This window comes from Cobetia sp. 10Alg 146 (assembly GCF_029846385.1).
GTDB classification, from domain to species: Bacteria; Pseudomonadota; Gammaproteobacteria; order Pseudomonadales; family Halomonadaceae; genus Cobetia; species Cobetia marina.
The window spans coordinates 30,793-45,236 of record NZ_JARWKT010000003.1 but is presented as its reverse complement, the minus strand read 5'-3'; the positions used below and the strand labels follow the sequence as shown (position 1 = coordinate 45,236).

The 14,444-nt window shown below is 63.1% G+C and carries 12 protein-coding genes and 1 tRNA gene; 11 read left to right on the top strand and 2 right to left on the bottom strand.

Annotation, left to right across the window (positions count from 1 at the left end):
* Positions 1 to 121: 121 nt before the first annotated feature.
* The 4 genes from trpB (at position 122) to QD172_RS06185 (ending at position 5,341) form a co-directional block, all read left to right on the top strand.
* A complete protein-coding gene (trpB, locus tag QD172_RS06200) occupies positions 122 to 1,357 on the top strand; it encodes a tryptophan synthase subunit beta (RefSeq protein ID WP_077374435.1) in 1,236 nt (411 codons plus the stop codon).
* 125 nt (positions 1,358 to 1,482) lie between these two features.
* The gene (trpA, locus tag QD172_RS06195; protein WP_084208158.1) at positions 1,483 to 2,322 is read left to right on the top strand and encodes a tryptophan synthase subunit alpha; all 840 of its coding nucleotides are present in this window, start codon (positions 1,483 to 1,485) and stop codon (positions 2,320 to 2,322) included.
* Positions 2,323 to 2,792: 470 nt separating this feature from the next.
* Positions 2,793 to 5,168, top strand: a complete 2,376-nt coding sequence (locus tag QD172_RS06190; protein WP_279855266.1) for an EAL domain-containing protein — start codon at positions 2,793 to 2,795, stop codon at positions 5,166 to 5,168.
* 96 nt (positions 5,169 to 5,264) lie between these two features.
* Positions 5,265 to 5,341, top strand: a tRNA-Arg gene (locus QD172_RS06185).
* Between the two features lie 280 nt (positions 5,342 to 5,621).
* Here QD172_RS06185 and QD172_RS06180 read toward each other — a convergent pair.
* Entirely contained in the window at positions 5,622 to 6,791 is a 1,170-nt protein-coding gene (locus QD172_RS06180) for a glycosyltransferase (protein ID WP_164850279.1), read from the bottom strand.
* Between the two features lie 326 nt (positions 6,792 to 7,117).
* On the opposite strand from QD172_RS06180, the gene QD172_RS06175 reads away from it, so the two are divergent.
* Positions 7,118 to 7,975: a methyltransferase domain-containing protein gene (locus tag QD172_RS06175; protein ID WP_279855265.1), complete on the top strand. Its 858-nt coding sequence runs from the start codon at positions 7,118 to 7,120 to the stop codon at positions 7,973 to 7,975.
* 72 nt (positions 7,976 to 8,047) lie between these two features.
* On the top strand, positions 8,048 to 9,103 hold the full coding sequence (locus QD172_RS06170) for a methyltransferase (protein WP_279855264.1): 1,056 nt from the start codon (positions 8,048 to 8,050) through the stop codon (positions 9,101 to 9,103).
* A gap of 45 nt (positions 9,104 to 9,148) precedes the next feature.
* Here QD172_RS06170 and QD172_RS06165 read toward each other — a convergent pair whose 3' ends face one another.
* Positions 9,149 to 9,688 carry a GreA/GreB family elongation factor gene (locus QD172_RS06165; protein ID WP_077374288.1) on the bottom strand — a complete coding sequence of 180 codons (540 nt, stop codon included), beginning with the start codon at positions 9,686 to 9,688 and terminating at the stop codon, positions 9,149 to 9,151.
* Between the two features lie 243 nt (positions 9,689 to 9,931).
* Here QD172_RS06165 and QD172_RS06160 point away from each other — a divergent pair, with 243 nt between their 5' ends.
* The 5 genes from QD172_RS06160 (at position 9,932) to cysD (ending at position 14,287) form a co-directional block, all read left to right on the top strand.
* The gene (locus QD172_RS06160; protein ID WP_176493333.1) at positions 9,932 to 10,621 is read left to right on the top strand and encodes a hypothetical protein; all 690 of its coding nucleotides are present in this window, start codon (positions 9,932 to 9,934) and stop codon (positions 10,619 to 10,621) included.
* Between the two features lie 152 nt (positions 10,622 to 10,773).
* Complete coding sequence (locus QD172_RS06155) at positions 10,774 to 11,412, top strand: NUDIX domain-containing protein (protein WP_077374282.1); 639 nt, start codon at positions 10,774 to 10,776, stop codon at positions 11,410 to 11,412.
* Between the two features lie 268 nt (positions 11,413 to 11,680).
* Positions 11,681 to 12,127 carry a DUF1249 domain-containing protein gene (locus tag QD172_RS06150; protein ID WP_077374279.1) on the top strand — a complete coding sequence of 149 codons (447 nt, stop codon included), beginning with the start codon at positions 11,681 to 11,683 and terminating at the stop codon, positions 12,125 to 12,127.
* A 234-nt stretch (positions 12,128 to 12,361) separates the two neighbouring features.
* Positions 12,362 to 13,096 (top strand): metallophosphoesterase, encoded by a 735-nt coding sequence (locus QD172_RS06145; RefSeq protein WP_279855262.1) that lies wholly within the window; start codon positions 12,362 to 12,364, stop codon positions 13,094 to 13,096.
* A 279-nt stretch (positions 13,097 to 13,375) separates the two neighbouring features.
* Positions 13,376 to 14,287: a sulfate adenylyltransferase subunit CysD gene (cysD, locus tag QD172_RS06140; protein ID WP_084208199.1), complete on the top strand. Its 912-nt coding sequence runs from the start codon at positions 13,376 to 13,378 to the stop codon at positions 14,285 to 14,287.
* Positions 14,288 to 14,444: the final 157 nt, after the last annotated feature.

Sequence of the window (14,444 nt, the reverse complement as noted above, 5' to 3'; positions counted from 1 at the left end):
TTTTCATCCCGCGTGCCGAGCGCTAGGATGGTCAGCATACTGTCGGGTGCACCACGCAGGCCAAGAACGCAGACGCCGCACCAGCGTGCCCCGCCACTGACATGACTTCGAGGAGATTTGCATGAGCCAGTCGACTGCTACCCTGCGTCAAGGCCCGGATGCCAAGGGCTTCTTTGGTGACTTCGGCGGCCGATTCGTCGCCGAGACGCTGATGCCGCTGATTCTGCACCTGCAGCGCGAGTATGAAGCCGCCAAGCAGGATCCGGCCTTCGCCGAGGAACTGGCCGGTCTCTCCGCGGATTATGTCGGGCGTCAGAGCCCGCTGTATTACGCCGAGCGCCTGACCGAGCATCTCGGAGGTGCCAAGGTCTATCTCAAGCGGGAAGATCTGATGCACACCGGCGCTCACAAGATCAACAATGCGCTGGGCCAGGTGCTGCTGGCACGCCGCATGGGCAAGCAGCGCATCATCGCCGAGACCGGTGCCGGCATGCACGGCGTGGCGACGGCCACCGTGGCGGCGCGTTTCGGTCTGGACTGCGTGATCTACATGGGCTCCACCGACATTCACCGTCAGCAGCCCAACGTTCAGCGCATGCAGTTGCTGGGCGCCAAGGTGATCCCGGTCACTGCCGGTGATGGCACGTTGAAGGATGCCATGAACGAGGCGCTGCGTGACTGGGTCACCAACGTCGACGATACCTTCTACATCATCGGTACTGTCGCGGGCCCACATCCGTATCCGCAGCTGGTGCGTGACTTCCAGTCCATCATCGGTCAGGAAACCCGCGTCCAGCTGCAGGAGAAGGAAGGCCGTCTGCCGGACTCGCTGGTCGCCTGCATCGGCGGGGGGTCCAACGCTATGGGGTTGTTCCATCCGTTCCTGGACGAGCAAAGCGTCGAGATCATCGGGGTCGAGGCTGCCGGTGAAGGTCTGGACACGCCGCGCCACGCCGCCAGTCTCAAGGGTGGCCTGCCGGGCGTGCTGCACGGTAACCGCACCTTCCTGCTGCAGGATGACGAGGGGCAGATCGGTGATGCGCACTCCATCTCCGCAGGGCTCGACTATCCGGGTATCGGACCGGAACACGCCTGGTTGCACGATATCAAGCGTGCCGAGTATGTCGCCGCGACCGACCAGGAAGCACTGGACGCCTTCAAGATGCTGTGTCGCCTGGAAGGCATCATCCCGGCGCTGGAGTCTTCCCACGCGCTGGCGGAAGTCATCAAGCGTGCACCGGGCCTGCCGAAGGACCATCTGATGGTGGTCAATCTGAGCGGCCGCGGTGACAAGGACATGGCCACCGTCACCCATCATCTGGCGGACGAGCTGGGCCTGAATCCTGACGGCGAGTAACGCCGCGCCTGTCGCGCAATGCCCGGCGATGGAGGGGTCAGACGCTGACCGGGTCCATCCGCCCCATGTCTTCTTCGCCTGCAGGTGAATCGCTGCCTGCAGGTCAGCAAATTCGGAGTCTATTGATGAGCACTTCCGCTACTGACACCACTTCCAGCAGCCGTCTTGACCGCCGTTTCGCTGCCGTACGCAGCGAGAATCGCGCAGCGCTGGTGACCTACATCACCGCGGGTGACCCCGGCTATGATGCCAGCCTCGCGACCTTCCTCGGCATGGCCGAGGCCGGTGCCGATGTCATCGAGCTGGGCATGCCGTTCACCGACCCGATGGCCGATGGTCTGGCGATCCAGCATGCCACCCAGCGTGCCCTGAAGGCCGGCCAGACGATGGACCGTACCCTGGCGATGGTCACGGAATTCCGCAAGCAGGATCAGGACACGCCCATCGTGCTGATGGGTTACTACAACCCGATCTATCGTCGCGGTGTGGCCACCTTCCTCGAGCAGGCAAGCCAGGCCGGTGTCGATGGCCTGATCGTGGTCGACCTGCCGCCGGAGCACGACGATGAGCTGTGTGAGCCGGCCAATGCCGCCGGTATCAGCTTCATTCGCCTCGCGACACCGACGACTGACAGCGCGCGCCTGCCGGGCGTGTTGGCCAATACCTCAGGCTTCCTCTACTACGTCTCCAGCAATGGCGTGACCGGTGGCGCGGCACCGACTGCCGAGAAGGTCGAGGCCGAAGTGGGCCGTATCCGTGAGCACACCGAGATTCCCGTCGCGGTCGGTTTCGGTATCCGTACCGCAGAGCAGGCGGCGCGTATCGGTCGTTTCGCCGACGGAGTCGTGGTCGGCTCGGCCCTGATCGATCTGCAGGCCAACGCCGAGACACCGGAGCAGGGCACCCAAGCGGTACATGCCTTGACCCGTGAACTGGCGGATGCGCTGAAGACGGCGCGCCACTGAGGATTCGCTCAGGGGTAGCCAGCTCGCCTCTTGCCCTCGGGTAGTGACACAGCCACGCCTCGACCTCTGGTCGGGGCGTGGCTGTTTTCGTTCGTCTGTTTTCGTTCGGTCGTATCTGTCCGGCTGTGTCATCACGTTGTGCTGTCCTTCGAGCATTGCGCGGGAGGGTCTCGCGCGCTCTCGGATCCCACCACGCCAGAGAAGACCATCCTGCCGCGAAGGCTCGACATGGCAGTGCCTGCCTCGCGCTCGAGGCAGAGGATTCGTGAGATTTCGCCTTCATTCAACGCAGATTGAGGGTTACTTATACTCAAGGACAAGTGACACTTGACCAGCAGGATGAGAGGAGAGTCGGTGCCAAGGCGCCCGGCACTTCAGGAAGGAAAGATCGAGTGCGACCGACATGCTGACTGTTCCAGAAGCCATGAACCTTCAGGCAGCATCGGCAGGGAGATTGAAACGACATGTCCATGAATCCATCAGCGTCCTCCGCCGCGGCCACCTCCGCTGCTTCGGTTGACGGCCTGGAAGGCAGCAATTGCTTGCATCAGCTGTTGCAGCATACTTCCAATGGAGTGTGTGGATACGACCTTCAAGGGCGTGTGCAGTGGGTCAATCCGGCCTTCGAGGAGCTGACGGGATACCGGGCAGAAGACCTGGCCGGTCAGGTGCTCAGTGAATTTCTGACGGGTGAGGATTCCGACAGGACGGTGATCGCCAGAATGCATCAGCAGTGCGAGCTGGGTGAGCCCAGTGACGAGGAGCTGCTCCATCACGATGCGAATGGACGACCGCTGCGCCTTCGTCTGCGCTGCATACCGCTCATGGCCGCCGACGGCACCCTGACCGGTTATCTCGGCGTGCATACCGATGTGACCCAGGCGCATCTGGCGCTGGAGCTCAGCCATTCCCAGCTCAGATTGCTTGAGTCCGTCACGGCTGGCCAGCCGCTGGACAAGACCCTGCTGGACCTGTGTCAGGCCATCGAGGCCGTCGCGACTCGCGTGCGTTCCTCGCTGCTGCTTCTGGATGAGACAGGCACACGAATCATCGGAGGGAAGGCGCCGAGCCTGCCCCCCAGCTTCATGCAGTTCACCTCCGGCCTGCGTATCGGGGAGGGGGTGGGCACCTGTGGTACGGCGATGTGGCGGCGTGAGCAGGTGCTGACCCCCGCCATCGGCGAGGACCCCGCCTGGGAGGGCTTCCGTCAGCATCCCCACGCGCTGGGACTGGATGCCTGTCTCTCCATGCCCATCCTCGATGATGCAGGCAATCCGCTGGGAAGTTTCGCCTTCTATGCCACGTCCGGCGATGTCTTCAACGATAGCCATCTCGGCTTGCTGAAGGTCGCCGTCAACGTGGCTCGATTGGCGATCGAACGCCATCGGCGTGATGAGCAGCTCACCTATCAGGCGCTGCATGATGCATTGACGGGCCTGCCCAATCGTCGGCTGTTGCGTCGCAAGCTCGGAGCCTTCGCGGACCTCGCTCTGGAAGAAGCGCGCGTCGGGGCGTTGATGTTCCTGGATCTGGATCATTTCAAGCGCCTGAACGATGTACTGGGGCATGACGCGGGAGATCGTGCCCTGATCCAGATCGCCGCCCGGCTGGAGCAGTTGCTGGAGCCGGGCGATGTGCTCGCGCGCCAGGGCGGGGATGAGTTCATCGTGCTGCTGGCGCCTCGCTTCGGTGGCATGGAGGACGCCAGGGCCCGAGCGATGCACGTCGGCGAGGGATTGCTGGCACGTCTGCGGGTACCGGTTGAGCTGGAAGGGCGTGCGCATCAGTTGTCCGGCTCACTGGGCATCACGCTGTATCCGCGTCCGGATGAGGCGGACGAGGGGTATCAGACGCTTTCCGGGGCGGCAGAAGACGAGGGAGACGATTGGGGCCATCTGCTGCACGAGGCGGACATCGCGCTCTATGAGAGCAAGGGGGCCGGGCGTGCACGCATGTGCTTCTTCTCACCGGACATGCGCAATCGCATCATCGCCGCCACCCAGATGGAGCAATCCCTGCGCAGTGCGCTTTCCCGTCAGCATCTGGAAGTCCATCTCCAACCGCAATTCTCCCTGCAGCCGGATGCCTCGCTTGAGCATCAACTGCCCAGGCTCTGTGGTCTTGAGGCGTTGCTGCGCTGGAATGACCCGTTGCTGGGGAATGTCTCGCCCGCGACCTTCATCCCGATCGCGGAAGAATCAGGGCTGATCGTCGAGCTGGGCCATTGGGTGCTGGGGCAAGCCTGTGCGGTGTTGGAAGACATGGCGACACGCGGACATCAGCTGCCGATCGCGGTGAATGTCAGTCAGGTACAGTTTCGCAGCGCGGAATTCGTGCCGCAGGTCGCAGCCCTGCTCAAGCGCCATGCCTTCGCGCCGGACATGTTGCGCATGGAGATCACCGAGAGCCTGGCGGCGGAAGATGAGGCCGACATGCTGGAGAAGGTCGACCAGCTGGCGGCGCTGGGGCTGACGTTCTCCATCGACGATTTCGGGATCGGCTACTCCAATCTTGCACGCCTGCGCCGCATGCCGCTCAGTGAGCTGAAGATCGACCGCAGCTTCATCAAGGATCTGCGTCTCATCGATGACGATGGGCTGACAGCGCCTGCACCTGGCGAGACTCCCGGACAGGAAGTCTGCCATGCCAACGAGATCGTGCGTGCGATGCTGGTGATGGCGCGCGCCCTGTCGCTGGAAGTGGTGGCCGAGGGAGTGGAGACCTCCGAGCAGTTCGAGGTGCTGCGTCAGCTGGGCTGTCAGCGTGTCCAGGGCTACCTGTTGGGGCGCCCCCGTCCCATGAAGGACGTGCTCGATGAGATCGAAGCCGGAGTGCTCGGTGCATGAGGCCGATGATGCTCTTGCCTGGCGTGAGGAGGGCGGCACGCGCGGGCCGAACGGGTTTATCTTGCCACTTCAATGGCTTATACTGCGCAGCGCTACGCCCCCTTAGCTCAGCTGGATAGAGCGGCCCCCTCCTAAGGGGCAGGTCGCAGGTTCGACTCCTGCAGGGGGCGCCAAGCCCTTCATTCATCCCCGCGTCATTCTTCCTGAATCTCTCGTCACTCTCTGTACAGGGTGTCTTTCTGCTGTCTCTCGCTTGCCTGCCCTCTGGCTTCCGGGCCGGGTCACATCCTGCGCGCCCATGCGCCATCAGCTTTCAGGATGAGCCAGCTCCCCGGCTTGAGCAGCACGGCGCCTCATGCATGGCACGTCATTTATGATGCCCTGACCTGTTGCCCGGAGAATGGCAGTCGTGCCGGGCGGGGCAGGGCATCTCGTCATTCCATCGCGTTGTGTTCAGTCGCGATGTGCTGCCTCGGCATCCGTTGGCAGGGCCAGAAATTCCTGCATGATACGGGTGTCGCGGAAACGTTCGATCAACTCCGGATCCTCGGCGAGTGACGGCGGGTTCTCGAGCCCTTCGCGGATCTTGGCTGCCAGGCCTTCAATGCTGTTCTCGGAGATCAGCCGCGCCTGATCATGGATCAGCACATTGCGGACCCCACCGGGGACATCCGGCGCGACACATGGCGTGCCGCAGCACATGCTTTCCACCAGCACGATTCCGAAGGCTTCACTGCGCGAGCTGAGAATGAACAGACGGGCATGCTTCATCCACGGGTAGGGATTGACCCGGCTGCCGATGAGATGGACCCGGTCGCCCACCCCGAGCTCGCGAATCAGGTTCTCCACACTCTCGCGCTTGGGCCCATCGCCGACGATGACCAGGTCTTCCTCGATATCCGCGGCGAGATAGGCCTTGATCAGGACATCCTGGCGCTTCACGTCCGACAGGCGACATACCTGCACGACATAGGGGCGTGATGGCAGCTCCACGGGCTCATCCGCCATCTGCGCGATGGCATCGAGATCGCAGACGTTGCCGATGGTGGCGAGGCGTCGAGGCGTGACAGCGTGTTGCGAGAGCAGTCGCTCGAGTTGCTCGCGGACATTGTCGGTATTGCAGATGATCTGCTTGTCGGCGTACAGGCGCTTGAGCAGGAATTTCTGACGCCAGCCCTGGCGGATGTCACCGGGCCAGGACACGGTGACCTGCCACAGGCGCGGGTCCTTGAGTGACCAGACCGTCTCGAAGGCGCCCTGGCCGCGCATGATCACCCGGTCGACGGGGCCATGGCGTGTTTCCAGGGTACGGATGAATCGCCGCAGGTAGGCGCCACCGTAATAGCCGCGCCAGACGAATCCAGAGCCCTTGATCAGAGGGTTGAGCACTGCGCGGGTGAAGAGGTCATACACCAGGCCAATGCCGGTCTTGCGGAATGCCTTGTCGAAGTCGATCTGGTGGACATGTACGCCCGGGTCCGGGATGAGTTCGAGTTCACCCTTGAGCACGAGCACATGCACCTCGTGACCTTCGCGGCACAGGACATTGGCCAGATTGACGGTGTTTCGCTGGATCCCGCCGATGTTGAGCTTGCGTACCACAAGCAGGACGCGTTGTTTCATGGTGGCCATCTGTCCGAAAAGATGTGGGATGAGCCATCAACTCCCAGCGGTGCCAGTGACGGAAGACTGCCGGGGATCCGGCGCTCGGTCTGAGGCAAGGGGAGCGGGATGAGCGGAGGGTGCCATGTTACGTGGATTCAATGAGCGGGGGAATGCCGCCTGCCCGGCCGGATGTCAGGGCTCTGCGCCGCAGTCTGCTTGCATTCTGGCTTTGATGGAGTAGCCTACCTGCCGCCTTGTCCCGCGCGGCGCCTTTCGGCGTCTGCACTGCCGACTGTCGTCCAGTCGTGACCTCCGATTCCTTCACGTTCGAGATCCTGTCTGCCATGTCTGATGCTTCCAACCCGCCTGTCCGAGGGGAGTCCCGTGTCCGTCGTGCCACGGCGGATCGTCATTTCGATGGGCTGGCGGAAAAGTTCGAGCGCGGCTTCTATACCACCGAGCGTGGCAGGGTGCGTCTGGCGCTGACTCGCCAGTTGATGGAGGAGCGTTTCGCCCATCTGCCGGCCACCCAAGTGCTCGAGATCGGGGCCGGACTTGGTCAGATGGCGCACTGGTGGTTGTCGCGTGGCCATCAGCTGACGCTGGTCGAGCCTTCCGGTGAGATGCGTGAGCGCGCCATGCAGCGACTGTCCTCTCCGGAGGAGGATGCGGCCCCGCTGACGCAGGACACCCTGACAGAGCGCCTGACCTGGGATGGACGTGATCTACAGGGGTTCGCCGCCGCCGCCCACCGACAATGGCCGGTGGTGGTCTGCCATGCCGTTCTTGAGTGGCTGGTCTCCCCGCGTGAAGGGTTTCTGCTGCTGGCACAGCTGCTGGCACCGGGTGGCGTGATGTCATTGAGCGTCTTCAATCGCGACGCTCTGGCATTCTCCAACGTCACCAAGGGCAACTTCGACAAGGTGCTGGACGGGCGGTTGGCCGGATGGGGGACGGGCAAGCGTCTGACGCCCATCTCGCCGCTGCGTGATGTCGAGATTCGCCAGTGGGCCGAGGAGGCCGGGCTTGAGGTGCGCGAGCTGACAGGGCTGCGAGTCTTCCATGATTATCTGCGCTCGCGCGACCCGCTGAGTGAGGGGGACATGCAGAAACTGCTGGCCCTCGAGTGCCAGCACTGGCGCACGCCCCCCTTCGTCCATCTCGGACGCTATCTGCACTATGAGCTGGTGCGCCCTGCCTGAGGTGTCACGGCGCAGGCTTCTGCGCCGTCTTGCTGTTCATCATCTGCCGTTTCCTATCTTTTCGGAGTCTTCATGTCTGCTCAAACCCCCGCCTGCCAGTTGCTTGAACGCCAGGACAGTGATTTCCGTGATTGGCTGTGGGTCGCTGCACCGCGTGATGACTGGTGGCTGTCATCGGACCGCCAGCGGCGTGTCTGGGGGCATGACACCGGCATCGTGAATGCCGCGCGGGAGGCCGGGCACCAGGTCAGCCATGCGGTGGCCTTTGCCGAAGCCCGCGCGGATACCACGATTGGCGAGGCGGCGGGTGCCTTGCTGTTCTGGCCCAAGGCGCATGCGCTGGGCGAGTGGTGGCTGGTGGCGCTGTGCCATGTATTGCCGGCAGGTACGCCGATCAAGGTGGTGGGCGAGGTCAACGGTGGCATCAAGCGCGCTGAGCGCATCCTCAAGGCACTGGGAATGACGGCCCGCAAGGACGATACCGCGCGTCGTTGCCAGCTGTGGTCATCCGCCACGCGTGAGTTGACGGCCGAACAGGCCGCCAGCAGTGAATCGCCACTGGCAGTGGCTGGACAATGGACAGAAGGCTGGGGCGAATTCGAGGCGCTGGAGCTGCGCCTGACCAGCCATCCGGGCCTCTACGGCAATGCCAAGCTGGACCCGGGTACCGCGCTGCTGCTGGAGAACCTGCCGACCCGTGGCTACAAGCGGGCGCTGGATATCGGGGCGGGTGACGGCATCATCAGCTGCTGGCTGGCGCGTCACGGTGCGCGCGTGATGGCAGGCGATGTCAGTGCCTTCGCGGTGGAGGCGACCCGTCGCAGTCTGGCGCTCAACAGGCTTGAGGCGGACGTACGCCTGAGCGATGTCTTCGCGGCGTTCGAGGGCGAGCGGTTCGAGGCCATCGTGGCCAATCCGCCGTTCCATCATGAGCGCGATATCGATTACGGACCGGCGGCGCGTCTGATCAGCCAGGCGCCGGATCACCTGGTGCCGGGTGGTACCCTGACGCTGGTGGCCAATGCCTTCCTGCCCTATCCGGATCTGTTGCAGGCGGCCTTCGGCGAATTCGAGGTGCTGGCCGAAACGCGCCAGTTCAAGGTCTATCGTGCACGCAAGGCGCGCTGATCCTCTGCGGCCTGATTCCCTGCGACCTGATGCCGAGCCCGCCGCTTACGCCTCCGGCGACTGATAGCGGATGGCCGTGATGATGTAGGTGGTCTCGCCGCCCGGCGCTGCCACGCTCACGTCATCATCCAGCCCCTTGCCCAGCAGTGCCCGGGCGAGGGGGGCATCGACGCTGATCCAGCGGCGCGCGTTGTCGGTCTCATCAGGGCCGACGATGCGTATCTCCATCTCCTCTCCCTGTTCATCCTCCAGCGTCACGAAGGCCGCGAAATACACGCGCTCCAGATCCGCGGGCAGGCGGTCGACGATGGTCAGTTCATCCAGACGCTTTTCCAGATAGGCGATCTTGGCGATGGTCTGATTCAGTGCCTTCTTGTTGTAGGTGTAATCCGCATTCTCGCTGCGATCCCCCATGGCGGCGGCCTCGCCCGTCTTGCGCGACAGCTCCGGTCGCCTGACGCGCCTCAGGTGGTCGGCCAGCGCCTTCATCTTCGCGTGGCCCTGCGGGGTGATCACGTTGCTCTTCTTTTCCTGACGCGGATCGGTCTTGGGATCGCGCCAGCGCGTCATGTTACGACCTTGCATGTCTTTCTCCACAGCCTGCGAAAATGAAGGGCAAGCGCCCGCAAAGGGCGCTGTCTTGCGTTGAGGCCTGCGACCAAGGGGGGTTGGCGGCAGATTCAAACGTTCGTTACAGTCTTGGCATGCCGTTCACGTTCTCGTGATATCGCCATTGCGGCAATTCGCCAGCACGCCTGCCAGGGCGCAGGTCTCAAGGGGCATTGCCGTATCATCCCGCCAACAATAATGAATTTCAGGGAGCTGTCCATGCCAACCCCGTCATCGCTACGCCGTACTCGTCGCGCCACGCATCGTGTCTACCAGCTGATGCTCTCAGGAGGCATGGCGCTGGGCATCACGCTGGCCGGCATGACCGGCGTCCAGGCCGCCGAAGGAGATGATGCCGTCTTCGGACTCATGAAACGCTGGGCCCAGGTCAACTATCAATCCTCCGGGGACGCTCAGGAAACCGGCATGGAGGCCTTGGGCAAGGAAGTGCGCGCGCTGGCGGACCAATACCCGGACAACGCCCATGTGCTGACCTGGGAGGGTATCATCCTGGCGTCGTGGGCCAAGGCGCGAGGGGGACTGGGGGCGCTGGATCTGGCCAAGGAAGCCAAGGCCACCCTGGAGCAGGCCATCAAGCTCGACCCCCGGGGCGACAATGCCTCTGCCTACGTGACGCTCGGGGCGCTGTATGACAAGGCGCCGGGTTGGCCGGTCGGCTTTGGCGATGATGACAAGGCGGGGGAGGTGCTGCGTCAGGGGCTGGCCGTCAATCCTCAGGGCATGGATACCAATTTCTACTATGCCGACTATCTGGCCTCCGAGGGCAGGAAGGCCGAGGCACTCAAGCATGCACGGCTCGCGCTCAAGGGCCCGGCTCGGCCCAATCGTGAGCTGGCCGATCAGGAGCTGAAGCGCGAGATCAAGGCATTGATCACACGACTGGAGTGAGTGTCGCGCACGCGGCTTCAGGACAACGGTGACCGTTCGGCGGCACTGGACGAGGGGCACTTCCTTCGGACAGTGCCGCTTTCACGTCCAGTGGGCGGGCTGGCCAGCGCAGGGCGAGGTCGGGATAATGCGACTTCAGCCAAGGAGGATGCATGAGTGATACACCAGAGCACGTGGCAGGGCAGCAGGTCTTTGCGCATGACGATGTCGAACGGGTCGAGACCAGGGTGCTGCAGGACGGTTTCTTTCGCCTGGAGCAGCGCGAGCTTCGCCATCGGCGTTTCAACGGTGGCTGGAGTGATGTGATCCAGCGCGAGGTGCATGTTCGCCATGATGCCGTCGGTGTGCTGCCCTATGACCCGGTGACGGATCGTGTGGTCTTCGTCGAGCAGATCCGGGCCGGCATGCTCGAGGACGAGCGCACCCCCTGGAGTCTGGAGCCCATCGCCGGCCTGGTGGACAAGCAGGAAAGTGCGGCGGAGGTCGCGCGGCGTGAGGCGGTCGAGGAGGCCGGTTGCGAGTTGAAGGAGCTGATCGAGCTCTACCGCTATTACCCCAGCCCCGGCGCCTGCACCGAAGAGGTCACCCTGTTCATCGGGCTATGCGACAGCAGCGGACTGGGCGGGGTGCATGGGCTGGCGGAAGAGAACGAGGATATTCGCGTGCATGTGCTCGATTTCCAGGCGGCCCTGTCGCTTCTGGAGCAGGGCAGGCTTGGCAATGCCATGGCGATCATGGCCATGCAGTGGCTGTTGCGGGAGCGTGCTGCACTGCGGGTGATGCACGCCTGAGACAGCGAAGGCGTTGCTTGGCAATCCCCCGTGGCTCACGCAGGGTTCCTCAACCTGCCCACCAGAACTGCTATTCTAGAGGCTTGCTGCCACCGGCAGGCCGGCAGTCGATCAATGCCTGCGTCAGTGCCGAGCGTCGAAACCTCGCTGCCGGGCGCTCTCACGGCGCTTGATCTGTCGCGCTTTGCCCGCATCATGCCATGCACGATACAGGGTGTGCCCTGCTAGACAGCACGCCAATGTTCTGAGATTCGCAAGGAGTTTGCCCATGCAGGTCAAGAAAGCCTATGTGGCCGACCTAAAAGCACTCCATGCCGAGTGCGGGTCCAATTATCTGCGCCTCACGCGCATCCTCGGCAAGGCCGAGGCAGGTGACAGCTTCGCCTTTCCCCTGGCGGGCAATCAGGGCCACTTCGGTACCCTGTTGCTCGAGGTGGTCGAGTGCGCGCCCTATACCACCATGGTCACGGTTGCCCAGACTGGCGTGCTGGATCACATCATCGATTCCCCGCGGATGAGCGTGCATCTCTATCACGATGTACGCATGGCCGAAGTCACCGACTTCCAGCGTCAACGGCATTTCTCGGGGCGCAACCGCTATCCGAACCCTCGCATGCACCAGCCGGATGAAAAGCTTCAGCTCAATCGTTTCCTCGGCGAGTGGTTGAGCCATGCTCAGGCTTTCGGGCAAGCCGATGTGCCTGAGTTGCCATGACGAGGCTGCCATGACGAGGCTGCCGTGACGAGGTTCTCGTGACGAGGCTGCCGTGACGAGGCTGTCGTGAGGCCCGCCGGGATGGGGGAGCGAGGGCAGCGCCAGCGTCATGATCAGAAAGAGAATTCGCGTTGCGGATTCCACGCCTGACCGGCTGTCCGCTTGACTGCCTGAAAGAACCGCGATGGCCCGGCCATCGCGGTTCTGTTCTTTTTTCCGTTGTTCGAGAGACCCATGCGACTGATCCAGATAAGTGACTGTCATCTGCGTGCCGACCCTGACGCGCGCTCACGACTGGGCTTCCCCTTGCGCCAGCTGGAGGCCGTGATGGCGCATGCCTCAAGCCTGCGTCCCGACATCCTGCTGGTGACCGGGGATGTCAGCCAGGATGAGAGCCCTGCTTCCTACCGTCTGGCGGGGGAGCTGTTCGATGCCCTGGGGTGTCCGTGGTTCTGGTTCGCCGGCAATCATGACCACCCGGATTTCATGCAGGAGCTGCGTCCTTTCCATCAAGAGCTTGATCTTGGTGACTGGCGTCTGCTGTGTCTGGACTCGCGCATCTCTGGACAGGCAGGGGGCGAGCTTGGCCGCGAGCAGCTGGCGGCGCTGTCGCTGTCGCTCGAGGAGGATACGAGGCCGACGCTGCTGGCGATGCATCATCATCCAGTGCCGATCGACTCGGACTGGATGGATCAGCTGGGCCTGGCCGACCGTGATGCCCTGTGGGACACCCTGAGTCATCACTCGCAGGTGCGGGCCATCCTGTGCGGCCATATCCATCAGGCTTTCGCCACCCGGCGCCCGAGCGGGCAGGGCAGTGTCGCCGTCTATGGCGTGCCCTCCACGTCAGACCAGTTCGCGCCGCTCAGCCATGATTTCGCCGTCGATGAAGCGGCGCGGCCAGGCTTCAGGGTCGTGGATCTCGACGGAGAGCGCCTCGAGACCTGGGTGGAGCGTGTCAGCCTGTGAGCGCCTTCGCGCTCCCGCTCGCGGCGTTTCGCCATCGGTGTGGGGCTGACGTGTCCCGGGGCAGCGGAGGTCATGTATTCATTTTTGATCTTAAAAGATATTTTCTGATTCTTTGACGTTATCAAGGCGGCGCGGGTACCGTATCGGTATCCAGCATGCTCCGTGGGGGGGTGAGAGAGTGAGAGTCATCTCGATCGACACGACCCGCGGGCACGCCCACTGATTGTCACGGGCCGCCTTCCAGGGCGACTCCCAGCGCTCACGAGGTTGCCGCACGCGATGCTTACCCCCGAACGTCAGACCCACCTCAAGCAGCTCGAGGCCGAGTCCATCCACATCATTCGTGAAGTGGCGGCCGAGTTCTCCAATCCGGTCATGCTCTACTCCATCGGCAAGGACTCCGCCGTGATGCTGCACCTGGCGCGCAAGGCCTTCGCGCCGGGCGTGCCGCCGTTCCCCCTGATGCACGTCAACACCACCTGGAAATTCCAGGAGATGATCAAGTTCCGCGATGAGATGGCCGCGGAAGTCGGCATGGAATTGATCGAGCACATCAATCAGGAAGGTGTCGAGGCGAACATCAACCCGTTCGAGCACGGCAGCGCCAAGTACACCGATATCATGAAGACCCAGTCGCTGAAGCAGGCGCTGGACAAGCATGGATTCGATGCGGCCTTCGGCGGTGCGCGTCGTGACGAGGAAGCCTCACGCGCCAAGGAACGCGTCTACTCCTTCCGTGACCAGTACCACCGCTGGGACCCCAAGAATCAGCGCCCGGAGCTGTGGAACATCTACAACTCCAAGATCAACAAGGGCGAGTCCATCCGCGTCTTCCCGCTCTCCAACTGGACCGAGCTGGACATCTGGCAGTACATCTACCTCGAGTCCATCAAGATCGTGCCGCTCTACTACTCCGCCGTGCGTCCGGTGGTGAAGCGTGATGGCCTCGACATCATGGTCGATGACGACCGTCTGCCGCTCAAGGACGGCGAAGTGCCGGAGATGAAGTCCGTGCGCTTCCGCACCCTGGGCTGCTATCCGCTGACCGGCGCCGTGGAATCCACCGCCGCGACCCTGCCGGAAATCATCCAGGAAATGCTGCTGACCCGTACCAGCGAGCGCTCCGGTCGTGCCATCGATCACGATCAGGCAGGCTCGATGGAGAAGAAGAAGCGCGAAGGGTATTTCTAGTCGCCAATTCTCGCTAGGCCCATTGCCTCACGAGGCCCCATCCTGTTGATTCCGCCTCGTGCTTGATGACCTGAACGAACAATTCGCCTGATGAATCGGCTCGCAGCCTCACGAGGCACTGGCTCGTGATACTGGCTCGCCAGCTCATCAGGCCCAT